Genomic DNA, 20,780 nt, shown 5'->3' with positions numbered 1-20,780 from the left:
TGGCCGGTATGACCCGTGCAATACGATGGTTCAGGTTGGACCGCTTGCCTCCCAGGCCATCAGGCCAGGAGACGATCCCCGCGCTTCGGCTGGATCGGGATCGGCTTGACCGGTGGCTGGCCGCGCAGCCGCCCGACCTCCTCCACCGTGCAGCCCAGCGCGGCGGCCAGAAGCTCGGCCCCTGCCGGGCCGCAGACACGGCCCTGGCAGCGACCCATGCCAACGCGGCTGAAGGCCTTCGCGCGGTTCACCTCCGGCGCCGGGACCATGGCGCTTTCCTCCGCCGCAGCCGCGCGCAGTTCGCCGGCGGTGATCGCCTCGCAGCGGCAGAGGATGGTGTCGTCCGCCATGCCGGCGGCGAGCGCGGCGGGGAAGGGGAAGGCGCGCTCGAGCGCGGCGCGGAACCGCGCCTGCCGCCGCAGCGCGCCGTCGAGATGCGCGATCAGCGCCGCATCCACTCCCTGCCCCGCATCCTCCAGCAGGGCGAGCGCAGCGCGCGCCCCGGCCAGCTCCGCGACATCGGCGCCGCCGATGCCGGCGCCGTCACCGGCGAGGTAGAGGCCCGGCAGCGGCGTGCGGCCGGCGCGGTCGCGCTGCGGCACCCAGTTGCGCTGCACCGGGTCGAAGGCGAAGGGCACGCCGGCGAGGTCGGCCAGTTGCGCCTCCGGCTTCAGCCCCCAGCCGAAGGCGACCGCGTCGCAGGCCGTCACCTGCTCCCGCCCCGCCGCATCGCGCCAGCGCAGCGCCGCGACGCCCGCGGCATCGCCCTCCATCGCCAGCGGCACCACGCCTTCCGCGACCGGCACGCGCCGCGCCCGCAGCCTGGCGATGTAGTACAGCCCCTTCGCCAGCGTCGCCGGCGCGCGCAGCAGCCCCGGTGCGGCGGCGAGCTTGGTGGCGAAGGGCGTGGTGTCCAGCACCGCCGCGACCTCCACCCCCGCCTTGGCGTACTGGTAGGCCGCCAGCCAGAGCAGCGGCCCGGTGCCGAGGAAGGCGACGCGCCGGCCGATGGCGCAGCCCTGCGCCTTCAGCGCGATCTGCGCCGCGCCCAGGGTGGTCACGCCCGGCCGCGTCCAGCCCGGCAGCGGGACGACGCGGTCCATCGCGCCGGTGCAGAGCAGCAGCGCCTCGTAGCCGATCTCCTGCTGCACGCCGCCCTGCAGCGCATAGAGCGTCCGCGCCTGCGGCCGGATATGCCAGGCCAGCGTCTCCGGCCGCCAGTCCGTGCGCGGCTTCAGCGCGTCGAGCGCAGCGTGCAGCGACGCGGCGCGCTTCGCCTCGAAGCCATAGAGCGCGTGAGCGTCGCGGCGGAAGCCGGCGGGCGGGCGCTGGTAGATGCGGCCGCCGCCATCCGGCGCCTCGTCGATCCAGGTGGGGGTGACGCCCGCGCGCACCAGTTGCTCCACCGCGCGCACGCCGGCGGGGCCGGCACCGACCACCGCGACCCTCATGACCGCCGCACCTCCATGCCGGGCGCGACCAGCGTGCCGCAGGCGCGACAGCGGCCGAGGCCCGCCACCGTCACCCAGCAATCCTGGCAGGCGCCCATCAGGCAGAAGCCGGCGCGGCGGCCGTCGCCGAACTCGCTCTCCCGCAGCCAGCCGGCGCCGGCGGCGAGGATGGCGGTCAGCAGCGTGTCGCCCTGGCGCGCCGTCACCTCCTCACCATCCAGCCGGAAGCGGAGCTCCGGCCTCTCCTGGTCCAGCACGCGCTGCAGCCTCACAGCATCTCCTCCCGCTGGCAGTTCACCAGCAGCTCCGCGACCGAGGCGGTATTGGGCAGGCGCAGCAGCGTCTCCACCAGCACCGCGATGTCCTCCGGCCGGCTCATATGATCGCGCGGCAGCTTCGTCACATGCGCCGTCATGTCGGTATCGACGAAGCCGGGGCAGAGCGCGGTGGCACGCAGCCCATGCTCCCAGCCCTCCCGCCGCGCCGCATGGGTCAAAGCGAGGACGGCATGCTTGCTCATGGCATAGCCGACATTCTCGTTGCGCACCCGTTTGCCGGAGAGCGAGGCGATGTTCACCACCCGCCCCTCTCCGCCGGCGATCAGGTGCGGCCAGGCCAGCCGCAGCAGCCGCATCGGCCCCTTGACGTTGACCCGCCAGAGGCTGTCGAGCGCCGCCTCGTCCTCGTCCAGCAGCCGCGCCTTCGAGTTAATCCCGGCGGCATTCACCAGGGCGTCGATGCGGCCGAAGCGCGCGGCGGTCGCCGCAACCCAGGCCGTGGCGGAGGCGATGTCCTCGGCCTCGTAGGCATGCAGGGCGAGGCCCGGCGCGGGATCGAGCCGGCGGGGGTCGCGCAGTCCGGCGCTGACCTGGAAACCGGCCGCCAGCAGCCGCTGCACCACGGCGCGGCCGATGCCGCGCGCGGCGCCGGAGACCATGGCGACGCGCCCCGCCGCTTCGAGCATCCCTTTGTCCTCCGCTCAGGCGAGCTCGGCCGCGCGCAGGCAGGCGACGCGGCGGGACTCGCCGAAGGGTTGCAGCACCGGCACCACCGCGGCGCAATCCGCCGCCGCATGCGGGCAGCGCGTGCGGAAGACGCAGCCGGATGGCGGGCTGGCGGGGCTCGGCGGCTCGCCCAGCAGCGGGATGCGCGGCGGGCGCTGGCGCGGATCGAGCCGCGGCGTCGCCGAGAGCAGCGCGCGGGTATAGGGATGCGCCGGGGCGCGGAACAGCAGCTCCGCCGGCCCCTCCTCCATCACCCGGCCGAGATAAAGCACCGCCACGCGGTCGCAGAGCTGCCGCACCACAGGCAGGTCGTGGCTAATGAAGAGCAAGGCGAGGCCGAGCTGCCGCCGGAGCTCGGCCAGCAGCGCCATGACCTGCGCCTGGATCGAGACGTCGAGGGCGCTCACCGGCTCGTCCGCCACCAGGAATTCCGGGCCGGTGGCCAGCGCCCGGGCGATGCCGATGCGCTGCCGCTGGCCGCCGGAGAATTCATGCGGGAACCGGCCTGCCTGCGCCGGGTCGAGACCGACCTGGCGCAGCAGTTCCTCCAGCCGCCGCGCCCGCTTCGCAGCGGGCAGCAGGCCATGGATAGCGATGCCGTCGAGGATCTGCGCCCCGACGCGCCGCCGCGGGTCGAGGCTGCCGAAAGGGTCCTGGAAGACGATCTGCATGCGCCGGCGCAGCCGCCGCCATTCCGCGCGCGAGGCGGACTGCAGATCCTGGCCGTCGAAACGCACCGTGCCGGCGCTGGGCGGCAGCAGGCCGAGCAGCAGGCGCCCGAGCGTGCTCTTGCCCGAGCCGCTTTCGCCGACCACGCCCACCGCCTCGCCGCGCGCGACCGCGATGTCGACGCCGCGCAGCGCCTGCACGCCCGGCCGGCGCAGCAGCCCGCCGCCGCCGAAGCTGCGCGACAGGCCCGTCGCCTCGACCAGCGCGCCCGTCATGCCGCCGCTCATGCCGCCACCGCCGGCTCGTCGGCGCGGATGCAGCGGACGGCGCGGCCGCCCTGCTCGGCCAGCACCTGCGGCAGGGCACAGGCGGGCGCGGCCCGCGGGCAGCGCGGCGCAAAGCGGCAGCCGCGCGGCCAGTCCTGCGGCGGCGGCACGGTGCCGGGGATGCCGGCGGCGATCCCCTCGCCCTCTGGCACCGCCGCCAGCAGCGCACGGGTATAGGGGTGCCGCGGCGCGGCGAAGACCTCGGCGACCGCGCCCTGCTCCACCACCTGACCAGCATACATCACGGCGACGCGGTCGGCGATCTCGGCCACCACGCCGAGATTGTGGGTGATGAAGACCAGCGCCATGCCGGTCTCCCGCTGCAGCCCGGCCAGCAGGTCGAGGATCTGCGCCTGCACCGTGACGTCCAGCGCCGTGGTCGGCTCGTCCGCGATCAGCAGTGCCGGATCGTTGGCGACGGCCATGGCGATCATGACGCGCTGACGCATGCCGCCCGAGAGTTCGTGCGGCCAGGCGCGGGCGCGCCGTTCCGGATCGGCGATGCCGACGCGGCGGAGCAGCGCGACGGCGCGGGAGGCGGCCTCCTTCGCGGAGACGCGGCGATGCGCGCGGATCGCCTCCGCCACCTGCTCGCCGATGCGGTGCACCGGATTGAGGCTGCTCATCGGGTCCTGGAAGACCATGGCAACCGGGCCGCCGCGCAGGCGCCGGCGCTCCGCCTCCTCCAGCCGCAGCAGGTCGCGGCCCTGGAACCAGGCGGCGCCGGCGACCGGCCGCGCCGCCGGCGGCAGCAGGCCCATGATGGCGGTCGCGGTCAGCGACTTGCCGGAACCGCTTTCCCCGACGATCGCCAGCGTCTCGCCCGCCCGCACGGAGAAGGAGACATCCTCCACCGGCCGGATCGCGCCGTGCGGCGTATCGATCCCTATGGTCAGCCCCTGCACCGCCAGGACCGCCTCCTCGCGCGGCGCCGGCAGGAGGCCCGGCAGCAGCCGGTCCACCCAGCGCGGCGGCGCCGGCCGCGCGGTGCGCGGATCCACCGCGTCGCGCAGCGCATCGCAGAGCAAGTTCATCGCCAGGATGGTCAGCGAGAGCGCCAGGCAGGGCCAGAGCAGCAGCAGCGGCGCCTGCGCCATGGTGGCGCGCGCGCCACGGATCATCAGCCCCCAGGAGGGCTCCGGCGGCACCACGCCAAGGCCGAGGAAGGACAGACCGCTCTCCAGCACCACAGCCGAGGCGACGGCGAGGGAGATCTGCACCAGGACCGGCCCCGCGACATTCGGCAGCACGGTGCGCAGCAGGATGCGGCCGGTCGGCGCGCCGAGCGCCCTGACGGCCTCGACATAGTCGTGGCTGCGGGCCGACAGCACCTCGGCATAGGTCAGGCGCACGAATCCCGGCAGATAGAGCACGGCCAGCACCAGCATCAGCGTGCCGGCGCCGGGACCGAGCAGCGTGACGACCAGCAGCGCCAGCAGCACCGGCGGGAAGCACAGCAGGATGTCCATGCTGCGCACCGCCAGCAGCTCGCCGATCCCGCGGAACCAACCGCCGACCAGCCCGAGCAGCGTGCCGAGGGCGCAGGCGATGGCGGCGGAGGCGAAGGCGACGGCAAGGCTGACCCGCGCGCCCCAGACCAGGCGGGAGAGCACGTCGCGGCCGAACTCGTCCCGCCCCAGCGGACTGCCGGGCATGGGGCCGGCCAGGCGCTGCGCCACATCCTGGCGAATCGGGTCCGGCAGGCCGAGCAGCGGCGCCGCGAGCGCGACCAGCACCACCAGCAGAACGAGGCCGCCCGGCAGCCAGAGCCGCCTCATGCCCGGCGGATCCGCGGGTCGAGCGCCGCATAGGCGAGGTCCATCGCCAGGTTCAGCAGCACGAAGAGCGCCGAGATGACCAGCACGATGCCGACCACCATCGGGTAGTCGCGCGCCTCCACCGCCCGCAGCAGCGGGGTGGAGAGGCCGGGCCAGTTGAAGACGTATTCCACCAGCACCGTGCCGCCGAGCAGCGAGCCCATCTGCAGCGCCAGCACGGTCAGCACCGGCACCAGCGCGTTGCGCACGACATGGCGGCGGATGATGCGGCCGGGCGGCAGCCCCTTGCCGCGGGCGGTGCGGACATGGTCGCGCGAGAGGGTGTCCAGCACCGCGGCGCGGGTCATGCGGAACACCACCGCGACCAGCCCCTTGCCGATGGCGATCGCCGGCAGCGCCAGCAGCAGCAGGTGCCGCCCCGGGTCCTGCGCCAGCGGCACGTAGCCGCCGGCCGGCATCCAGCGCAGGAGCTGGGCGAAGAGCAGCACCAGCAGCGTGCCGACGACGAAGACTGGGACCGCAAGCAGCAGCGCGGCGAGCGCGGAGGCGATGCGGTCGAAGGCGCCGCCGCGATGCAGCGCGGCCTGCGTGCCGGCGGGAATGCCGAGCAGTACCGCCAGCAGCGCGCCGGCGCCGATCAGCTCCAGCGTCCGCGGCAGGCGCAGCAGGATCTCGTCCAGCACCGGGTAGTCGTCGACCAGCGAGGTGCCCAGGTCGCCGCGCGGCAGGCCGGCGAGGAAACCGAGATACTGGTCGAGCAGCGGCCGGTCGAGCCCGAGCCGCTCGTGCAGCTCCGCCACCGCGCCGGGATCGGGCGCGACGCCGCCGGAGGAGAGCAGCAGCTCCGCCGGATCGCCCGGCACGAGATGGATGGCGAGGAAGACGATGCTGGCGACGCACCAGACCAGCAGCAGGCTGACCGCGATGCGCCGTGCCACCCAGATCATCCGGCGATCGCCGTCTCCTCGAGCGTGATGCCCGAGAAGAAGGAGAGCGCGCCGGGCATGTTCCTGAACCCGGTCACCGTCTTCGGCATGGCATAGCCCTGGCTGCGCCAGGCGAGCCCGCAGATCGGCACCTCTTGCAGGGCGATCCGCTGCGCCTCGCGGTACAGCGCCTTGCGCTTCGCTGCATCGAACTCGGCGCGGGCCTGGCCCATCGCCTCTTCCAGCGCCGGCACGCGCAGCCCGATGCTGCGGACATAGCTGGGGGAGAGCGAGCCGTCGACGAGGTTCGAGAGCCCGTCCGGATCGTTGTTGTCGGTGGCCGTGCCCTGCACCGCCATCTCGTACTGGCCGCGGTTGCCGAGGTTGACCCGCGTCGCCCAGTCGGGCAGGCGCAGCTCCGCCTGGATGCCGATGGCGGCGAGGCTCTGCTGCACCACCTCGGCCGTGTCCTTGTGCATGCCGTATTGCGCGGTGGCGAGGATGGAAGTGGCGAAGCCGCCGGCCAGGCCCGCTTCCGCCAGCAGCCGCTTCGACAGCGCCGGGTCGTAGTGCCAGCCCTTCGCCAGCTCGGCATCGAAGAAGGCCGATTGCGGCGCGATCGGCAGACCTTCCAGTGGCGCGCCGCGGCCGAAGAAGGCGGCCTTGACGATGTCGTCGCGCCGGATGGCATGCGCGACGGCGCGACGCACCCGCGCATCCGCGAGCGGGCCCTTGGTGGCGTTGAACAGCAGATACATGAAGGGGCCGAAGACGGCGTCCAGCGTCAGCCGCGGATCGGCCTCGATGCCCGCCATCGACTGCCAGGGGACGTATTCGATCAGGTCCACGTCGCCCGCCTGCAGCGCCGCGACGCGCAGGTTCTCGTCCGCATAGGCGATGATGCGGACCTCCTTCAGCCTGGGCAGGCCGGGCTTGTAGTACCTGTCGAAGGCAACGAGGTCCATGGCGGTGCCGCGTTCCTGCCCGCGCACCACGAAGGGCCCGGCGCCGATCTGCTGCTGCGGCGTGGAGCGGCGGGAGACCATGCCCATGTGGTAGCTGGCCATCCAGTAGGGCAGCGTCGCCACCGGGGTCTTCATGATGATGCGGATGGTGCGCTCGTCCGGCGCCTCGATGCGGGCGATGCCCTGCATCTCCGTCCGGTAGAAGGCGGTGGAGCGTTCCGCCGCGATCTGCTCCAGGTTCCATTGGATGTCGGCGGCGGTCACCGGGTCGCCGTTCTGGAAGACTGCATTCGGGCGCAGGCGGAAGACCCAGGTCTCCGGCCCCTCGTTGGTCCAGGATTCCGCCAGCTCCCCGCGCAGGTTGCCCGATGTGTCGTAGGAGAGCAGGCCGCGATGGATCAGCAGCTTGACGGTCGCCGCCGCGGTGCCGGTATTCGCCCAGGCCTGCACGCTGGGCGGGAAGGCCGAAAGTCCGAAGCGGAACTGACCCGGCGCGCGCTGCGCCCGTGCCTGCGGCAGCGACAGGAAGGGCAGGCCGGCGCCGGCGGCGACCAGGCTGCGACGCGTCAGGCGCATGCTCATCCTCCACTCAGGCCTTGCCGTAGATCCGCGCCGCCTCCTCCGCGGTGAGGCGGCCTTCCGCGACGTCACGCGCCACGGCCTCCCTCGTCCGGCCGGAGGGCGCGCCATAGCCGCCGGCGCCGGGCGTGATGATCTCCACCCACTGCCCCGCCTTCAGGTCGCCATTGCCGAGCGCGAAGGGCGTGACGTCCGGGGCGAAGACGAAGCGGCCCTTGCCGCCGGGCAGTCCGCCCTGCAGGCCCCAGGGCGCGGAGTGCAGGCGCGACCCGTCGACGCGCAGGCGGCAATCGGCCTCCGCCCGGTAGACGCGGCGCAGCCCCATGCCGCCGCGATGCGTTCCGGCGCCGCCCGAGCCGTCCACCAGCTCGTAGCGCATGAGGGTCAGTGGGTATTCGATCTCCAGCGCCTCGACCGGCAGGTTGGAGGTGTTGGTGGTGTGCACATGCACGCCGTCGAGCCCGTCCTTGGTCGCGCGGGCACCGAAGCCGCCGCCGATGGTCTCGAGATAGACCCAGGGCTCGCCGGTGCCGGGCTGGCGGCCGACGAAGCTGGCGACGACGCAGGCGCCATTGTGCGCGGCCGTCACGCGTTCCGGCACCGCCTGGGCCAGCGCGCCATGGATCAGGTCCACCACGCGCTGGCAGGTGGAGAGGCGGGCATTGACGGCGGCGGGATGCGTGCAGTTCACCACGCTGCCCTCGGTCGCCGTCACGGTCAGCGGCCGCGCCAGGCCGGCATTCGGCAGCAGGGTCGGGTCGACCACGGTCTTCACCGCGTAATAGACCGTCGCCAGCAGCGCGGTCATGACCATGTTGATGCCGGCGCGGACCTGCGGCGGTCCGTCGAAATGCAGGCGCATGGCATCGCCCCGCACCTCGATCTCGACCGAGAGCGGCAGCTCGCCCGCGATCTCCGGGCTGTCGTGCCGGTCCTCGAAGCGGTAGGTGCCGTCGGGAATGGCGGCGATGCCGGCGCGCATCTTGCGCTCGGCATAGTCCAGCAGGGCATCGCCCGCGGCCAGCACCACCTCGGTGCCGTATTTGGCACACAGCGCCTGCATGCGCTGCACGCCGAGCCGGTTGGCGGCCATCTGGGCCCGGAGGTCCGACAGGCGCTCCCGCGGCACCTGGCAGTTCAGCAGGATCAGCTCCTGCACGTCCCTTTGCAGCTCGCCCGCCTTGTAGAGGCGGATGGGCGGGATGCGTAGGCCTTCCTGGAAGATATGCGCGTGGCCGCGATCGGCGAAGTCGGAGTGGTGTGCCAGATTGACAGCCCAGCCGATCATCCGCTCGCCGACGAAGATCGGCTCGGCCAGCACGATGTCGGGCAGGTGCGTCCCGCCGCCCTCATAGGCGTCGTTGCCGCAGAACACGTCGCCCGGGCGCATGCCGGACATCGGGTGGCGCTTGAGGATATGCTCGACGATGCCGATGAAGCTGCCGAGATGGATCGGGATGTGCTCCGCCTGGCAGAGCGTGCGGCCGGCGAGGTCGAAGAGCGCGGTGGAGCAGTCCCGCCGCTCCTTGATGTTGGTGGAGTAGGAGGCGCGGACCAGCGCCTCCCCCATTTCCTCGACGATGGAGGAAAGGGCGGAGCCGATCACCTCCACGGTGATGGGATCGACCTGCGGGCGCGCGATGTCGAGGGCGGCACTCATGCCATCGCCTCCAGGATCAGGTTGTCGTAGGCGTCGACGCGCGCGACCATGCCGGGCAGCACGACGGTGGTGCTGTCCATCTGCTCGGCGATGGCGGGGCCGGCGATGCGGTTGCCCGGCTGCAGCCGGTCGCGGGCATAGACCGGCACGCCGACCCAGCCGCCGGCCTCCGGCAGCCAGACCTCGCGCCTGCCCTCCAGCGCCGCGGAGGGATCCGGGCCCGCCAGCGGCTTCGGCTGGAACTGCGCCTTCCGCACCTGGCCGATCGCCTCGACGCGGAAGGTGACGAGCTGCACCGGCTCATCCTCCGCGACGAAGCCATAGGCGCGGCGATGCGCCGCGGCGAAGGCCTCGCCCATGGCGGCGAGGCTGGCGGGCGTCACCGGGCCCTCCGGCACCGCGATCGGCAGCTCGTAGTTCTGGCCGGCATAGCGCATGTCGGCGGTGCGGTTGATGCGGCGGGCACCGTCGCCGATGCCCTCCGCCTCGAACCAGCGTCCGGCCTGCGTCTCCAACGCCGCGAAGGCCGCCTGCATGGGCATGACCGCCGCCTCGCCCAGCGCGGTCAGCCGCGTGCTGGCGAAGTCGGCGCGCAGGTCGGTCAGCAGCAGGCCCATGGCGCAGAGGATGCCGGGATTGCGCGGCACCAGCACGCGTGGCATCTCAAGCTCCTTCGCCAGCCGCGCCGCGTGCAGCGGGCCGGCGCCGCCGAAGGCCATCAGCGTGTAGTCGCGCGGGTCGTGGCCGCGCTGCACGCTGATGACGCGGATCGCCTTGGCCATGTTGGCGGTGACGACGGAGAGGATGCCCTGCGCGGTCGCCATGGTGTCCATGCCGAGGCGCCTCGCCAGCGTCTCGATCGCGGCCAGCGACAGGTCGCGGCGGATCGGCATGCGGCCGCCCAGCAGATGCGTCGGATGCAGGTTGCCGAGCACGACATTGGCGTCGGTGACGGTCGGCTCCGCATTGCCCTTGTCGTAGCAGACCGGGCCGGGCGCCGCGCCGGCGCTGCGCGGCCCGACCTTCAGCAGCCCGCCGCTGTCCACATAGGCGATGGAGCCGCCGCCGGCGCCGACCGTGTGGATGTCGAGCATCGGTGCCTTGATGGGGTAGCCATGCACGATGGCCTCGCCCGACAGCCGTGGCTCGCCGTCCTGCAGCAGCGCGACATCGGTGCTGGTGCCGCCCATGTCGAAGGTGATGAGGTCGGGAAAGCCGGCGAGCCGGCCGATCGCCTGCGCCCCGACCACGCCGGTGGAGGGGCCCGAGAGCACCATGCGCACGGGCATGGCGGCCGCGGCGTCGAAGCCGATGACGCCGCCATTCGACTGCGTGAGATGCGGCGTCGCCGCGACGCCGAGTTGCGCCAGCCGTTCCGCGAGGCGACGGATATAGCCCTGCATGACCGGGCCGAGATAGCTGTTCACCACGGCGGTCGAGAGCCGCTCGTATTCGCGGAACTCCGGCGCGATCTCGTGGCTCGTCGTCAGGAAGGCCTCGGGGAACTCCTCCTCCAGGATGCGGCGCGCCGCCGCCTCGTGCTCCGGCCGGACGAAGGCATAGAGGAAGCAGACCGCCACGGCCTTCACCCCGGCACGCTTCAGCGCCCGCGCCGCCTCGCGCACCGCCTGCTCGTCCAGCACGGTCTCGATGCTGCCGTCGTGGCGCACGCGTTCCGGCACTTCCAGCCGCAGGTCGCGGGAGACCAGGATCTCCGGCTTGTCCACCTGCAGGTCATAGAGGTCGGGGCGCTTCTGCCGGCCGATCTCCAGCAGGTCGCGGAAGCCGTCCGTGGTGATAAGCCCCGTGCGCACGCCGCGATGCTGGATCAGCGCATTGGTGGCAACCGTGGTGCCATGGCCGAAATAGGCGACATCGGATGGCGGGCGGCCGACGCGGCCCATACCTTCCTCGACGCCCTGGGCGATGGCGCGGGAGGGATCGTCGGGCGTGGAGGAGACCTTCCAGACCTCGACGCGGCCGGTCGTCTCCTCGAACAGGCAGACATCGGTGAAGGTGCCGCCGGAGTCCACGCCCACGCGCCAGGCCATGCATCGCTTCCCGTGCAGTGCTGCGACAAAGTCTTCCACGCACCTCCGGGCGAGGCAACCCGCCTCAGCCGTGCAGATGGCAGGCGACGCCACCCTGCCCGCCCGACAATGCCGTCCAGCGCGGCAGGCTGCCCGCGCAATGGGCCATGGCCTGCGGGCAGCGAGGATGGAAGGGGCAGCCTGGCGGCGGATTGGCGGCCGAGGGGATCTCGCCGGCGATGCGCGGCAGCACGCCGCGCTGCGCCGGATCGGGCACGGGCGAGGCGTCGCGCAGCATCCGCGCATAGGGGTGCATGGGCTGCGTCAGCACGCGCGCGGCGGGCCCTTCCTCCACGATGCGGCCGAGATACATCACCGCGACGCGGTCGCAGAACCAGCGGATGACCGAGAGATCGTGGCTGACGAAGAGGAAGGCGAGGCCGCGGCGGCGACGGAGCGCCTGCAGCAGCAGCAGCACCTGCGCCTGCACCGAAACGTCGAGCGCCGAGACCGGCTCGTCCGCGACGATCAGCTCGGGCTCCACGGTCAGCGCGCGGGCGATGCCGATGCGCTGGCGCTGGCCGCCGCTGAACTCATGGGGATAGCGGTCCAGTGCGGCGGGCGGCAGGCCCACCTCCTCGAGCAGCGCGGCGGCGCGGCGCCTCGCCTCGGCGCCGGTGGCGAGGCTGTGCACGCGCATGGGCTCGGCCAGCGCCGCGCCGATGGTCTGGCGTGGATCGAGCGAGGAGAAGGGATCCTGGAAGACGATCTGCATGCGCCGGCGCAGCGCCTTCAACTGCGCGCCGCGCGCCGCCAGCACGTCCTGCCCGCGCCAGCGCACCGTGCCGGCATCGGGCTCGACCAGCCGCAGCAGGGCGCGCGCGGCGGTGGACTTGCCGCAGCCGCTCTCGCCCACCAGGCCGAAGGCCTCGCCCTCGCCGATCGTGAAGGAAATGTCCTCCACCGCTCGCACCGTCACGCTGCGGCGGCGCGGGACGCCGGTGGTGGTGACGAAATGCTTGCGCAGCCCCTCGACCGTGAGGACCGGCTCACTCATGGCGCAGCTTCGGGTCGGTGGCGTCGCGCAACCCGTCGCCGACCATGTTGAGGCCGAGCACCAGCAGCAGGATGGCGAGGCCAGGAAAGATCGCCAGCCAGGGCGCGTCGAGGATGTTCTCGAAGCCGTCGCGCGTCATGCCGCCCCAGGTCGGCGTCGGCGGCTTGGGGCCGAGGCCGATGAAGGAGAGCGAGGCCTCGACGCGCACCGCCGTCGCCAGCCAGAGCGTGCCCATCACCAGCACCTCCGGCAGGATATTGGGCAGGATGTGGCGGAACAGGATGCGGGCGTGACTGTAGCCGAGGGCGCGGCCGGCCTCTATGAAGGCACGTTCCTTCAGCGACAGCGTCGGCGCGCGGGTGATGCGGGCGAAGGGCGCGATGGCGGTCAGCGCGATGGCAAGGACGAGGTTCACCAGGTCCGGCCCCAGCAGCGCCACGACGATCAGGCCGAGGATGAGCGAAGGGAAGGAGAGCAGCACGTCCATCGCCTGCATCACCAGCAGGTCGAAGCGCCCGCCGACATAGCCGGAGACGAGGCCGATCGCGCCGCCGACCAGCATGGCAACGGCTATGGCGCCGAGGGAGACGGCGAGCGAGACCTGCCCGCCCCAGAGCAGGCGGGAGAGGATGTCGCGGCCGAACTGGTCGGTGCCGAGCCAGTAGTCGCCGCCGGGCGGCCGCAGCCGGTCGAGGATGTTCTGCTCCGTCGGGTCGAAGGGCGCGATCCAGGGCGCCAGCACCGCCGACAGCAGGACGGCGAGGCAGAGCGCGGCGCCGACCAGCGTGACGGGCGTGGCGGTGGCCCGCGCCCAGGCGACGCGCCAGGCGGCGGGCGCAGGCGGCAGCTCGGCCTCGGCCGCACTCATGCCGCCTTCACCCGCGGGTCGATGACGCCGTAGAGCAGGTCGGTCGCCGTGTTCACCACGACGATCAGGACGCAGTAGATCGTCATCAGCCCCTGCAGCATGGTGTAGTCCCGCTGGTTCAGCGCGCCGACGATGACCTTGCCGAGGCCGGGACGGTTGAAGACGATCTCGGTCAGCACCGAATTGCCGATCAGGATGCCGACATAGAGGCCGACCACGGTGACGATGGGCAGCGAGGCATTGCGCAGTCCATGCACCCAGACGACGCGGCGCCAGGGCACGCCCTTGGCGCGGGCGGTGCGGATGAAGTCCTCCCCCATGCTCTGCAGCATGGCGCTGCGCGTCACGCGGGTGATGTAGGCGGCCATGACCAGGCCGAGGGTGATGGCGGGCAGCACCAGCTTGTGCAGCCGATCGAGCGGATCGGACAGGTCGGCCGAGCCGATGACCGGGAACAACCGCCAGTGCAGCGCGAAGGCCAGAAGGAGAAAAATGCCGGAGACGAAGACGGGGAAGGAGAGTCCGAGCAGCGAGAGGATGCGCGCCGCCACGTCGATGGCGCGGTTGCGGTGCAGCGCCGCCCAGATGCCGGCCGGCACGCCGAGCAGGATGCCGAAGACCATGGCGGCCAGCGTCAGGTCGAGCGTGTGCGGCAGCACTGCGGCGATCTCCGCCGTGATCGGCCGCCCCGTGACCATGGAGGTGCCGAAATCGCCCGTCAGCGCGCGGCCGATGAAGCTGCCATATTGTTCCCAGATCGGCCGGTCGGTGCCGAGCTTCGCGCGCAGCGCCGCCGCGGCCTCCGGCGTCGCCTGGTCGCCCAGGATGACGAGCGCCGGGTCGCCGGGGACGATGCGGACGATGACGAAAACCAGCGTCAGCACTGCCAGCAGCGTCGGTGCCGCCGCCAGCAGCCGCCGCACGGCGAAGAACAGCATTCAGCGCAGCCGCGTCTGCTCGGTGATCACCGGCCCGAGGCTCATCGACCCCGTCAGCCTGTAGCCGTAGTCCAGGCTGTCCCGGCGGGCGAAGACCAGCAGCGTCTCCACCAGCGGCACGCCGCAGACCTGCTGCACGAGGATCCTCTGCGCCTCGGCCCAGAGCCGCATCTGCTCCTCCCGGCTGGTGCTCACGCGCGCCGCATCGATCTGCGCATCGGCCTGGTTGCAATGGGAGAAATTGGTCACCGCGGTCGGCGTCTTCACGATGGACCGGCCGTGCCAGAACTGGTTCAGGTAGATGTCGGCGATCGGGAAGCGCGCCGCGGAGTAGTAGACCAGTGGCGAGAGATCCTGGCGGACCTGCTGGTGGAAGGTCGCGTGCTCCACCACCTGCAGGTCGAGCGTGATGCCGGACCGGCGCAACTGCTGCTGCACCACCTGCATCATGTTCAGCATTTCCGGGAGTTGGGTGTGGATGACCTTCACGGTCAGGCCGTTCGGGTGGCCGGCCTCGGCCAGCAGCGCCTTCGCCCGTGCCGGGTCGTGCGGCAGCACGCCGGCCTCGGTGAAGCCGAGATAGCCGCGCGGCACCAGGCTCTGCCCTTCGCGGCTCACGTCCTGGCCGCGCCAGCGCACCAGCTCCGCCCGGTTCACCGCATGCGCCAGGGCCTGCCGCACGCGGATGTCGTTGAAGGGCGGCTGGGTGATGTTGAGGTTGAGGATCGCCAGCTCGGCGGGCTCGAAGATGTCCACCGTGACGCCCGGCTGCTGCCGCATCCGGTTCACCCAGGTCTGGTCGGACCGGCCGTAGTTCAGGTCCAGCTCCTTGTTCTGGAAAGCCAGGTCGCGAGACGCATCGGAGGGGATGAAGCGGTAGGAGATTCGCCCGATCTGCGGCGTGCCGCGGAAATAGCCGGCATGGGCGACCAGTTCGGCGCTCTGATTCGGCGTCACCTTGTCCAGCGCGAAGGGGCCGGTGCCGATGGGCGCGCGGGTGAAGCCGTCGCCCCGCTCCTCCGCCGCACGCTTCGAGACGATGTAGCCGCCGGAGTAGTTGGTGAGGATGCCGAGCAGGCTCGGGACATTCTCCTTCAGCGCCACCTTCACGGTGTGCGGGTCCACCGCCTCGACGCTCTCGAAAGCGCGGAAATCAGCCGAGAAGGCGGAGGAGGAGGCGGTGCCGGCCTTCTTCAGGCTGAAGACGACGTCATCGGCGGTCAGCTCGCCATAGCCGCCATGGAACGGCACGCCGCGGCGAAGGAAGAAGGTCCAGGTCCTGCCATCCGCGCTGCTGTCCCAGCGTTCGGCCAGATCGGGCTCGATGGTCGCGGGGTCGGAGGAGCCGGGGGCGAAGCGCACCAGGCCGTTGAACATCCAGCCGACCACCACCCGGTCGATGGTGGAGGTGGCGAAATGCGGGTCGAGCCGCCCGACATCCTGCGCCGCCATGCCGACGCGCAAGGTGGGCTGCGCCGCCGCGCCCAGCGCCATTCCGACCGAAAGCGCCGTGCCCAGCAGCAGCGCCCGCCAACCCGCCATCATCCTGCTCCCCCGGCCCTAAAGCCGCGATTTCCATTCATCCTCGCCCGGCGTCTCTGGCCGCGCGAAGCGGCCGATGTCGAAGGGCTCGAGCGGTATGTCGGTCCTGCCATCCAGCACCAACTCGGACAGCACCTCGCCCACCGCCGGGCCGAGCATGAAGCCGTGGCCGGAGAAGCCGAATGCATGGATCAGGCCAGGCGTGGTGCGGCTCGGCCCCATCACCGGGATGACGTCGGGCGTCAGCCCGTCGATGCCGGTCCAACTGCGGATGATCAGCGCGCCTTCCAGGCGGGGGATCAGGCGGATTGCCTTCTCCATGGCATTCGCGGCGGTATCGGGGCGCGGGCGGGACATCGGGACGGCGGTGTCGCCCTCGCCTCGCCCACCGCCCAGGATGACGTTGCCGCGGGCGATCTGCCGCAGATAGACATCGCCGCCGACCACGCCGATGTTCAGCCGGCAGAAATAGGGCAGCGGCTCGGTCACCAGCATATTGGGGTGCAGCGGCTCGATCGGCGCATGCTCGCCGAAGGCCCTGGCCACCTCGGCGCCCCAGAAGCCCGCACAATTCAGCAGCACCGGCGCGCCGAAATCGGCGTCATTCGCCGTGACGTGGAAGCGCGTGCCGTCATGCGCCAGGGTGGTGACGGCGTGGCGCTCCAGGATCTTCGCCCCTGCCGCGCGCGCCGCCTGGGCCAGCGCCGGGGCCAGCAGGCGCGGGTTGGCGGAGCCGTCCTCCTCCAGCAGGCTGCCGGCGACCACCTCCTCGCCGAAATAGGGATGCTCGGCGCGGATGGCGTTGCGGCCGATCATGCGCGGGGCCAGGCCGTGCTCGGCGGCCATGGCGTTCCAGCGCAGCAGGTCGGCCTCCTCCGCCTCGCTGCGGGCCAGCTTCAGGTGGCCGGAGGGATCGAATTCGGCGTCCGTCCCGACCAGCGCCTTCATCCGCGCCCAGATTTCGCGGGACCGGCGGGCCAGCGGCAGCTCCGCCGGGTGGCGGCCCTGCTGCCGCACGCCGCCATGGTTGACGCCCGAGGCCTGGCTGCCGACCAGGCCGCGCTCCAGCAGGATCACCCGCGCGCCGCGCCTGGCCAGATGCAGCGCGGCGGAGCAGCCGGCGCCGCCGCCGCCGATGATCAGGACGTCGGCCTCACGCATGCACGGCAAGCTCCCCGATGGCGCCGTCGGTCGCAACATGGCACCGCGCGGCATGGCCCACCGCGGCCTCGACCAGCACCTGCTCCCGCTCGCAGCCCGCACGGGCCAGCGGGCAGCGCGGCGCGAAGCGGCAGCCCGCCGGCATGGCGTCGAGCGGCGGCACACGGCCCGGGATGGCGGCCAGCGCCTGCTCCGGCGCGTCGATGCGCGGCACGGCGGCGAAGAGCGCGCGGGTATAAGGGTGCCGCGGCCGGGCGAAGATGGCGCCGACCGGCCCCTGTTCCACGATCTCGCCGGCATACATGACCGCGACGCGGTCGGCGATCTGCGCCACGACGCCGAGATTGTGGGTGATGAACAGCACCGCCATGCCGTGCTTCGCCCTGAGGTCGGCCAGCAGCCCCAGCACCTGCGCCTGGATCGTCACGTCGAGCGCCGTCGTCGGCTCGTCTGCCAGCAGCACGGCGGGCTCGCAGGCCAGCGCCATGGCGATCATGACCCGCTGGCGCATGCCGCCGCTGAACTGGTGCGGATACTCCCGCAGGCGCTGCGCGGCGGAGGGAATCTTCACCTCCTCGAACAGGGCCCGCGCCCGCTCAAGCGCCGCGGCGCGCGGCAGGCCGCGATGGATGCGCAGCGATTCCGCCACCTGGTCGCCCACCGTCATCACCGGGTTGAGCGAGGTCATCGGTTCCTGGAAGATCATCGCCAGCCGGTCGCCGCGCAGCCTTTCGAGGTCGCGGTCGGGCAGCCCGGCCAGGTCCTGTCCGTCCAGCAGGATGCGCCCGGCGGCGACGCGGCCCGCCGGCGGCTGCACCAGCCCCATGACCGAGAGCGCGGTGACGCTCTTGCCGCAGCCGCTCTCGCCCACCAGGGCCAGCGTCTCGTTGGGCATGAGGCGGAGGGACAGGTCGCGCACCGCGGCGTGCCAGCCGCCGCGGATGCGGAATTCGGTGCGCAGGCCGATGAGCTCGAGGGCCGGGACGGTCATCACGGGACCAGCCTGCCTGCGACGCCGCCGGTCGGCAAGCCGGGGTGCCTGGAGGGCCTCGGCACCCACCCTCGCGTCTCGGCCGCCGATGGTGCATGCCGCCGAAGGCGGACCGCGACGGATGCTACAGCCCGTAGACCGCCTTCGCGTTGCCGGCGAAGATCGCCCGCCGCTCCGCTTCGCTCATCTGGCACTTGAAGGCATAGCGCGGGTCATCGCTGTCCCAGTGCGGGTAGTCGGTGGCGAAGAGCAGCCGGTCCCAGCCGATCCAGTCGATCAGCTTGCGCAGGTGCTCCGGCTCCTCCGGCTCCTCGACGGGCTGGGTGGTGAACCAGAAGCTCGACTTCAGGGCTTCGGAGGGCTTGCGCCGGAGGTGCGGCACCTCGCTGCGCAGCGCGGGCCAGTGGCTGTCCATGCGCCAGCCAAGGCCCGGCACCCAGCCGAAGCCGCCCTCGATCACCACGAGCTTCAGGGTCGGGAAACGCTCCGTCACGCCTTCCAGGATGAAGCTCGCCACCATGGCGGCGAGCGACATGGCCACCGCCTGATGCTCCTCGTAGTAGGTGGAGGGCCAGCCGCCGCCGGTGACGGAATGCCCGCTGGTCCCCAGCGTGTGCAGGCCGAGCGGCAGGCCGTGATGCGCCGCCGCCTCGTAGATCGGCCAGTAGCGGCGGCTGCCCAGCGGCTCCAGCGCGCGCGTCACCATGGAGACCTGCACGAAGTCGGGATGCCCGGCCCAGCGCTCGATCTCCCGGACCGAGGCCGCGGCATCCTCGCCGGGGATGGCGATGGTGCCCTTCAGCCGATTGTCCTTGGACGTCCAGTCGTCGTGCTGCCACTCGTTCACCGCGCGGGAGACCGCCTCGGCGAAGCCCGGCACGCGCTCATCCATGCCGCGGACCGAGAGCGGCTGCAGCATGCCGTATTCGATGTCGTGGAAGTCGAGGTGCTGCTGCCGCATGAAGTCGAGGTCGCTGCCCGGCGGCCCGCCGGTCGGCGGCCAGGAATCGCGCCGCGACAGGGCCGGCGCCGATTTCGGGTAGGGGTAGGTGGTGGCGAAGGGCTGGCGCAGCCGCAGGCCGTATTCCTGCCGGTGCTGCCGCCAGCGGGGCGGCAGCCAGCGGTCGAGCTCCTCGGCCGAGCGCATGGCAGGATGCACGTCGCAATCGACGATGCGCAGCCGGGTCTCCGCCGGGCTGTCGGGACGCGGAAGGGTGGTGGCACTCACGGCACGCTCTCCTGCAGCCTGGGGTAGGTGGCCAGCGCGTTCTCGCGCAGCACGCGCGGCCGCAGCCGCTCCGGCAGGCCGGGCGGCAGGGCCTCGGTGCCCTCGAAACGCCAATGCGGCCAATCCGTCGCAAACAGCAGCAACTCGTCGCCGCCGATCATCTCGAGCAGCGCGGCGAGGTCCGCCGGGTCGGGCGGCGCATCGAGCGGCTGGACCGAGATGCGGACATGCTCGCGGAAGATGTCCGCCGGGTTGCGGTCCACCCAGGGCACCTCCCGCCGCAGGGCGCGCCATTCCTTGGTGCCGCGCCAGAGGAAGCTCGGCACCCAACCGATGCCGGCATTCAGCAGCACGACCTTGAGTTTCGGGAAGCGGCTGAAGACGCCTTCCGCGATCAACGAGAGCAGCTGGCTCTGGAAGGTCTGGGCGAAGTTGACGTGGTCCTCGATCAGGTAGGTCGGCCAGCCATTCGCGCTCGGGGCATGGCGGGTGGCGCTCGACACCTGGAGGGCGATGGGCATGCCGTGCCGCTCCGCCGCCTCGAAGATCGGCCAGTTCGCCCGGCGGCCGAGCAGCGTCTCCGCCGCGCCCAGCATCAGCACCTGCACGAATCGGCGGTCGGGGGCGCGGCGCTCGATCTCCTGCACCGCGAGTTCGGGGCTCTCGACCGGGACCAGGATGCCGGCCCGCAGTCGGCTGTCCCGGTCGAGCCATTCCCGCGCCACCCAGTCGTTCGTCGCCCGGCACAGCGCCGCGGCCATGTCGATGTTGTGCAGCGCCGGGGCACCGAACAGCGTGTTGAGGATGCCGATGCCGGTGCCGAAGGGCTCCAGCACCTGCTCGCGCAGCAGGTCGAGGCTGCCGCCCGCCAGCCCGCCGGCCGGCCGCCAGTCCCGCCGCGCGGTGATCGGCGCCTGGCGCGGCCAGAGCGAGAGATCGAGGTCGTCGAGCCCGCGTGAGACGATCTCCTCGCGCCAGTGCTCGTCGAGATAGGGCAGCAGCGCCATGCAGCCGGGCAGCGCCGGATGCAGGTCGCAATCGATCGCGCCGCGCGTTCCGGCCGACATGGACATCCTCTGCGCTCCGGCCGGGTCGCCGCCCCGCCCTCGTTCCCGGCAGCATGGGTGCCGGGTCCGCCGGGGTCAACGGCAAGCCTCGGGGCGGCTCTCAGGCCTCGATGACCACGTAGTCCTCCTCGATCCTCACCGGCACCGTCTCCGCCACGTAGGGTCCCTGCACCAGGCGCGCGCCGGGCGCGACCTCCACCGGATAGGGCCTGATCCGGATCCGCGACGGGTCGCACCAGGACTGGCCCGTCCGGATGTCGAATTCCCAGCCATGCCAGGGGCAGCGGATGATCTCGCCGGCGCGGGAGAGGTGGAATTCGCCAGGCCGGTCGGAGGTCACGAGGCCGGTGATCTCGCCCTCGCAGAGCCCGGCGCCCTGGTGCGGGCAGCGGTTGACGAGCGCGTAGAACGCGCCGCCCAGGTTGAACACGACGATGCCCCGACCCTTGACGTTGACGAGGCGGCGGCTGCCGGGCGGCAGCTCGGAGACCGCGGCGACGACGTGCTTGCTCATGGTGCGGCCGATCCCCCCTGCTCTTG

General features: G+C 72.2%; 18 protein-coding genes. All 18 read right to left on the bottom strand.

Translation table 11 applies throughout. The features are described 5' to 3' along the window. Nucleotides 1-59 precede the first annotated feature (59 nt). Nucleotides 60-1,451, bottom strand: a complete 1,392-nt coding sequence (locus Q7A36_RS24840) for an FAD/NAD(P)-dependent oxidoreductase (RefSeq protein ID WP_305106456.1) — start codon at nt 1,449-1,451, stop codon at nt 60-62. Beyond that, a complete protein-coding gene (locus Q7A36_RS24835) occupies nt 1,448-1,723 on the bottom strand; it encodes a (2Fe-2S)-binding protein (RefSeq protein WP_305106455.1) in 276 nt (91 codons plus the stop codon). The genes Q7A36_RS24840 and Q7A36_RS24835 overlap by 4 nt, the downstream gene beginning before the upstream one ends. After that, nucleotides 1,720-2,415 (bottom strand): SDR family NAD(P)-dependent oxidoreductase, encoded by a 696-nt coding sequence (locus tag Q7A36_RS24830; protein ID WP_305106454.1) that lies wholly within the window; start codon nt 2,413-2,415, stop codon nt 1,720-1,722. The genes Q7A36_RS24835 and Q7A36_RS24830 overlap by 4 nt, the downstream gene beginning before the upstream one ends. Nucleotides 2,416-2,430: 15 nt before the next feature. Further along, complete coding sequence (locus Q7A36_RS24825; RefSeq protein WP_305106453.1) at nt 2,431-3,399, bottom strand: ABC transporter ATP-binding protein; 969 nt, start codon at nt 3,397-3,399, stop codon at nt 2,431-2,433. Between the two features lie 8 nt (nt 3,400-3,407). Further along, a complete protein-coding gene (locus Q7A36_RS24820; RefSeq protein ID WP_305106452.1) occupies nt 3,408-5,228 on the bottom strand; it encodes a dipeptide/oligopeptide/nickel ABC transporter permease/ATP-binding protein in 1,821 nt (606 codons plus the stop codon). Further along, entirely contained in the window at nt 5,225-6,175 is a 951-nt protein-coding gene (locus Q7A36_RS24815) for an ABC transporter permease (protein WP_305106451.1), read from the bottom strand. The genes Q7A36_RS24820 and Q7A36_RS24815 overlap by 4 nt, the downstream gene beginning before the upstream one ends. Further along, entirely contained in the window at nt 6,172-7,695 is a 1,524-nt protein-coding gene (locus Q7A36_RS24810) for an ABC transporter substrate-binding protein (protein ID WP_305106450.1), read from the bottom strand. Before Q7A36_RS24810 ends, Q7A36_RS24815 begins: the two co-directional genes overlap by 4 nt. Nucleotides 7,696-7,708: 13 nt before the next feature. Then, nucleotides 7,709-9,358: a hydantoinase B/oxoprolinase family protein gene (locus tag Q7A36_RS24805; protein WP_305106449.1), complete on the bottom strand. Its 1,650-nt coding sequence runs from the start codon at nt 9,356-9,358 to the stop codon at nt 7,709-7,711. Continuing rightward, complete coding sequence (locus tag Q7A36_RS24800; protein ID WP_305106448.1) at nt 9,355-11,409, bottom strand: hydantoinase/oxoprolinase family protein; 2,055 nt, start codon at nt 11,407-11,409, stop codon at nt 9,355-9,357. The genes Q7A36_RS24805 and Q7A36_RS24800 overlap by 4 nt, the downstream gene beginning before the upstream one ends. Nucleotides 11,410-11,473: 64 nt before the next feature. After that, complete coding sequence (locus Q7A36_RS24795) at nt 11,474-12,445, bottom strand: ABC transporter ATP-binding protein (RefSeq protein WP_305106447.1); 972 nt, start codon at nt 12,443-12,445, stop codon at nt 11,474-11,476. Beyond that, nucleotides 12,438-13,313, bottom strand: coding sequence for an ABC transporter permease (locus Q7A36_RS24790; protein WP_305106446.1), 876 nt, complete (start codon nt 13,311-13,313; stop codon nt 12,438-12,440). The genes Q7A36_RS24795 and Q7A36_RS24790 overlap by 8 nt, the downstream gene beginning before the upstream one ends. Next, on the bottom strand, nt 13,310-14,251 hold the full coding sequence (locus Q7A36_RS24785; protein ID WP_305106445.1) for an ABC transporter permease: 942 nt from the start codon (nt 14,249-14,251) through the stop codon (nt 13,310-13,312). Before Q7A36_RS24785 ends, Q7A36_RS24790 begins: the two co-directional genes overlap by 4 nt. Continuing rightward, nucleotides 14,252-15,793: an ABC transporter substrate-binding protein gene (locus tag Q7A36_RS24780; RefSeq protein WP_305106444.1), complete on the bottom strand. Its 1,542-nt coding sequence runs from the start codon at nt 15,791-15,793 to the stop codon at nt 14,252-14,254. An 18-nt stretch (nt 15,794-15,811) separates the two neighbouring features. Further along, complete coding sequence (locus Q7A36_RS24775) at nt 15,812-16,954, bottom strand: NAD(P)/FAD-dependent oxidoreductase (protein WP_305106443.1); 1,143 nt, start codon at nt 16,952-16,954, stop codon at nt 15,812-15,814. Next, the gene (locus tag Q7A36_RS24770) at nt 16,947-17,945 is read right to left on the bottom strand and encodes an ABC transporter ATP-binding protein (protein WP_305106442.1); all 999 of its coding nucleotides are present in this window, start codon (nt 17,943-17,945) and stop codon (nt 16,947-16,949) included. Before Q7A36_RS24770 ends, Q7A36_RS24775 begins: the two co-directional genes overlap by 8 nt. Before the next feature lie 124 nt (nt 17,946-18,069). Continuing rightward, nucleotides 18,070-19,173, bottom strand: coding sequence for an amidohydrolase family protein (locus Q7A36_RS24765; protein WP_305106441.1), 1,104 nt, complete (start codon nt 19,171-19,173; stop codon nt 18,070-18,072). After that, complete coding sequence (locus Q7A36_RS24760) at nt 19,170-20,246, bottom strand: amidohydrolase family protein (RefSeq protein ID WP_305106440.1); 1,077 nt, start codon at nt 20,244-20,246, stop codon at nt 19,170-19,172. The genes Q7A36_RS24765 and Q7A36_RS24760 overlap by 4 nt, the downstream gene beginning before the upstream one ends. A 94-nt stretch (nt 20,247-20,340) precedes the next feature. Further along, a complete protein-coding gene (locus Q7A36_RS24755; protein ID WP_305106439.1) occupies nt 20,341-20,754 on the bottom strand; it encodes a Rieske (2Fe-2S) protein in 414 nt (137 codons plus the stop codon). Between the last annotated feature and the right edge of the window lie 26 nt (nt 20,755-20,780).

It is taken from the genome of Paracraurococcus lichenis, from assembly GCF_030657435.1.
GTDB lineage: Bacteria > Pseudomonadota > Alphaproteobacteria > Acetobacterales > Acetobacteraceae > Paracraurococcus > Paracraurococcus lichenis.
The sequence above is the reverse complement of the archived record's forward strand: the minus strand, read 5'-3'. Positions and strand labels throughout refer to the sequence as shown.

Coding starts and splice junctions, on each gene's coding strand:
- Q7A36_RS24840 (WP_305106456.1), bottom strand. CDS start 1,451: ATGAGGGTCGCGGTGGTCGGTGCCGGCCCCGCCGGCGTGCGCGCGGTG.
- Q7A36_RS24830 (WP_305106454.1), bottom strand. CDS start 2,415: ATGCTCGAAGCGGCGGGGCGCGTCGCCATGGTCTCCGGCGCCGCGCGC.
- Q7A36_RS24825 (WP_305106453.1), bottom strand. CDS start 3,399: ATGACGGGCGCGCTGGTCGAGGCGACGGGCCTGTCGCGCAGCTTCGGC.
- Q7A36_RS24820 (WP_305106452.1), bottom strand. CDS start 5,228: ATGAGGCGGCTCTGGCTGCCGGGCGGCCTCGTTCTGCTGGTGGTGCTG.
- Q7A36_RS24815 (WP_305106451.1), bottom strand. CDS start 6,175: ATGATCTGGGTGGCACGGCGCATCGCGGTCAGCCTGCTGCTGGTCTGG.
- Q7A36_RS24810 (WP_305106450.1), bottom strand. CDS start 7,695: ATGCGCCTGACGCGTCGCAGCCTGGTCGCCGCCGGCGCCGGCCTGCCC.
- Q7A36_RS24805 (WP_305106449.1), bottom strand. CDS start 9,358: ATGAGTGCCGCCCTCGACATCGCGCGCCCGCAGGTCGATCCCATCACC.
- Q7A36_RS24800 (WP_305106448.1), bottom strand. CDS start 11,409: ATGGCCTGGCGCGTGGGCGTGGACTCCGGCGGCACCTTCACCGATGTC.
- Q7A36_RS24795 (WP_305106447.1), bottom strand. CDS start 12,445: ATGAGTGAGCCGGTCCTCACGGTCGAGGGGCTGCGCAAGCATTTCGTC.
- Q7A36_RS24790 (WP_305106446.1), bottom strand. CDS start 13,313: ATGAGTGCGGCCGAGGCCGAGCTGCCGCCTGCGCCCGCCGCCTGGCGC.
- Q7A36_RS24785 (WP_305106445.1), bottom strand. CDS start 14,251: ATGCTGTTCTTCGCCGTGCGGCGGCTGCTGGCGGCGGCACCGACGCTG.
- Q7A36_RS24780 (WP_305106444.1), bottom strand. CDS start 15,793: ATGGCGGGTTGGCGGGCGCTGCTGCTGGGCACGGCGCTTTCGGTCGGA.
- Q7A36_RS24775 (WP_305106443.1), bottom strand. CDS start 16,954: ATGCGTGAGGCCGACGTCCTGATCATCGGCGGCGGCGGCGCCGGCTGC.
- Q7A36_RS24770 (WP_305106442.1), bottom strand. CDS start 17,945: ATGACCGTCCCGGCCCTCGAGCTCATCGGCCTGCGCACCGAATTCCGC.
- Q7A36_RS24760 (WP_305106440.1), bottom strand. CDS start 20,246: ATGTCCATGTCGGCCGGAACGCGCGGCGCGATCGATTGCGACCTGCAT.
- Q7A36_RS24755 (WP_305106439.1), bottom strand. CDS start 20,754: ATGAGCAAGCACGTCGTCGCCGCGGTCTCCGAGCTGCCGCCCGGCAGC.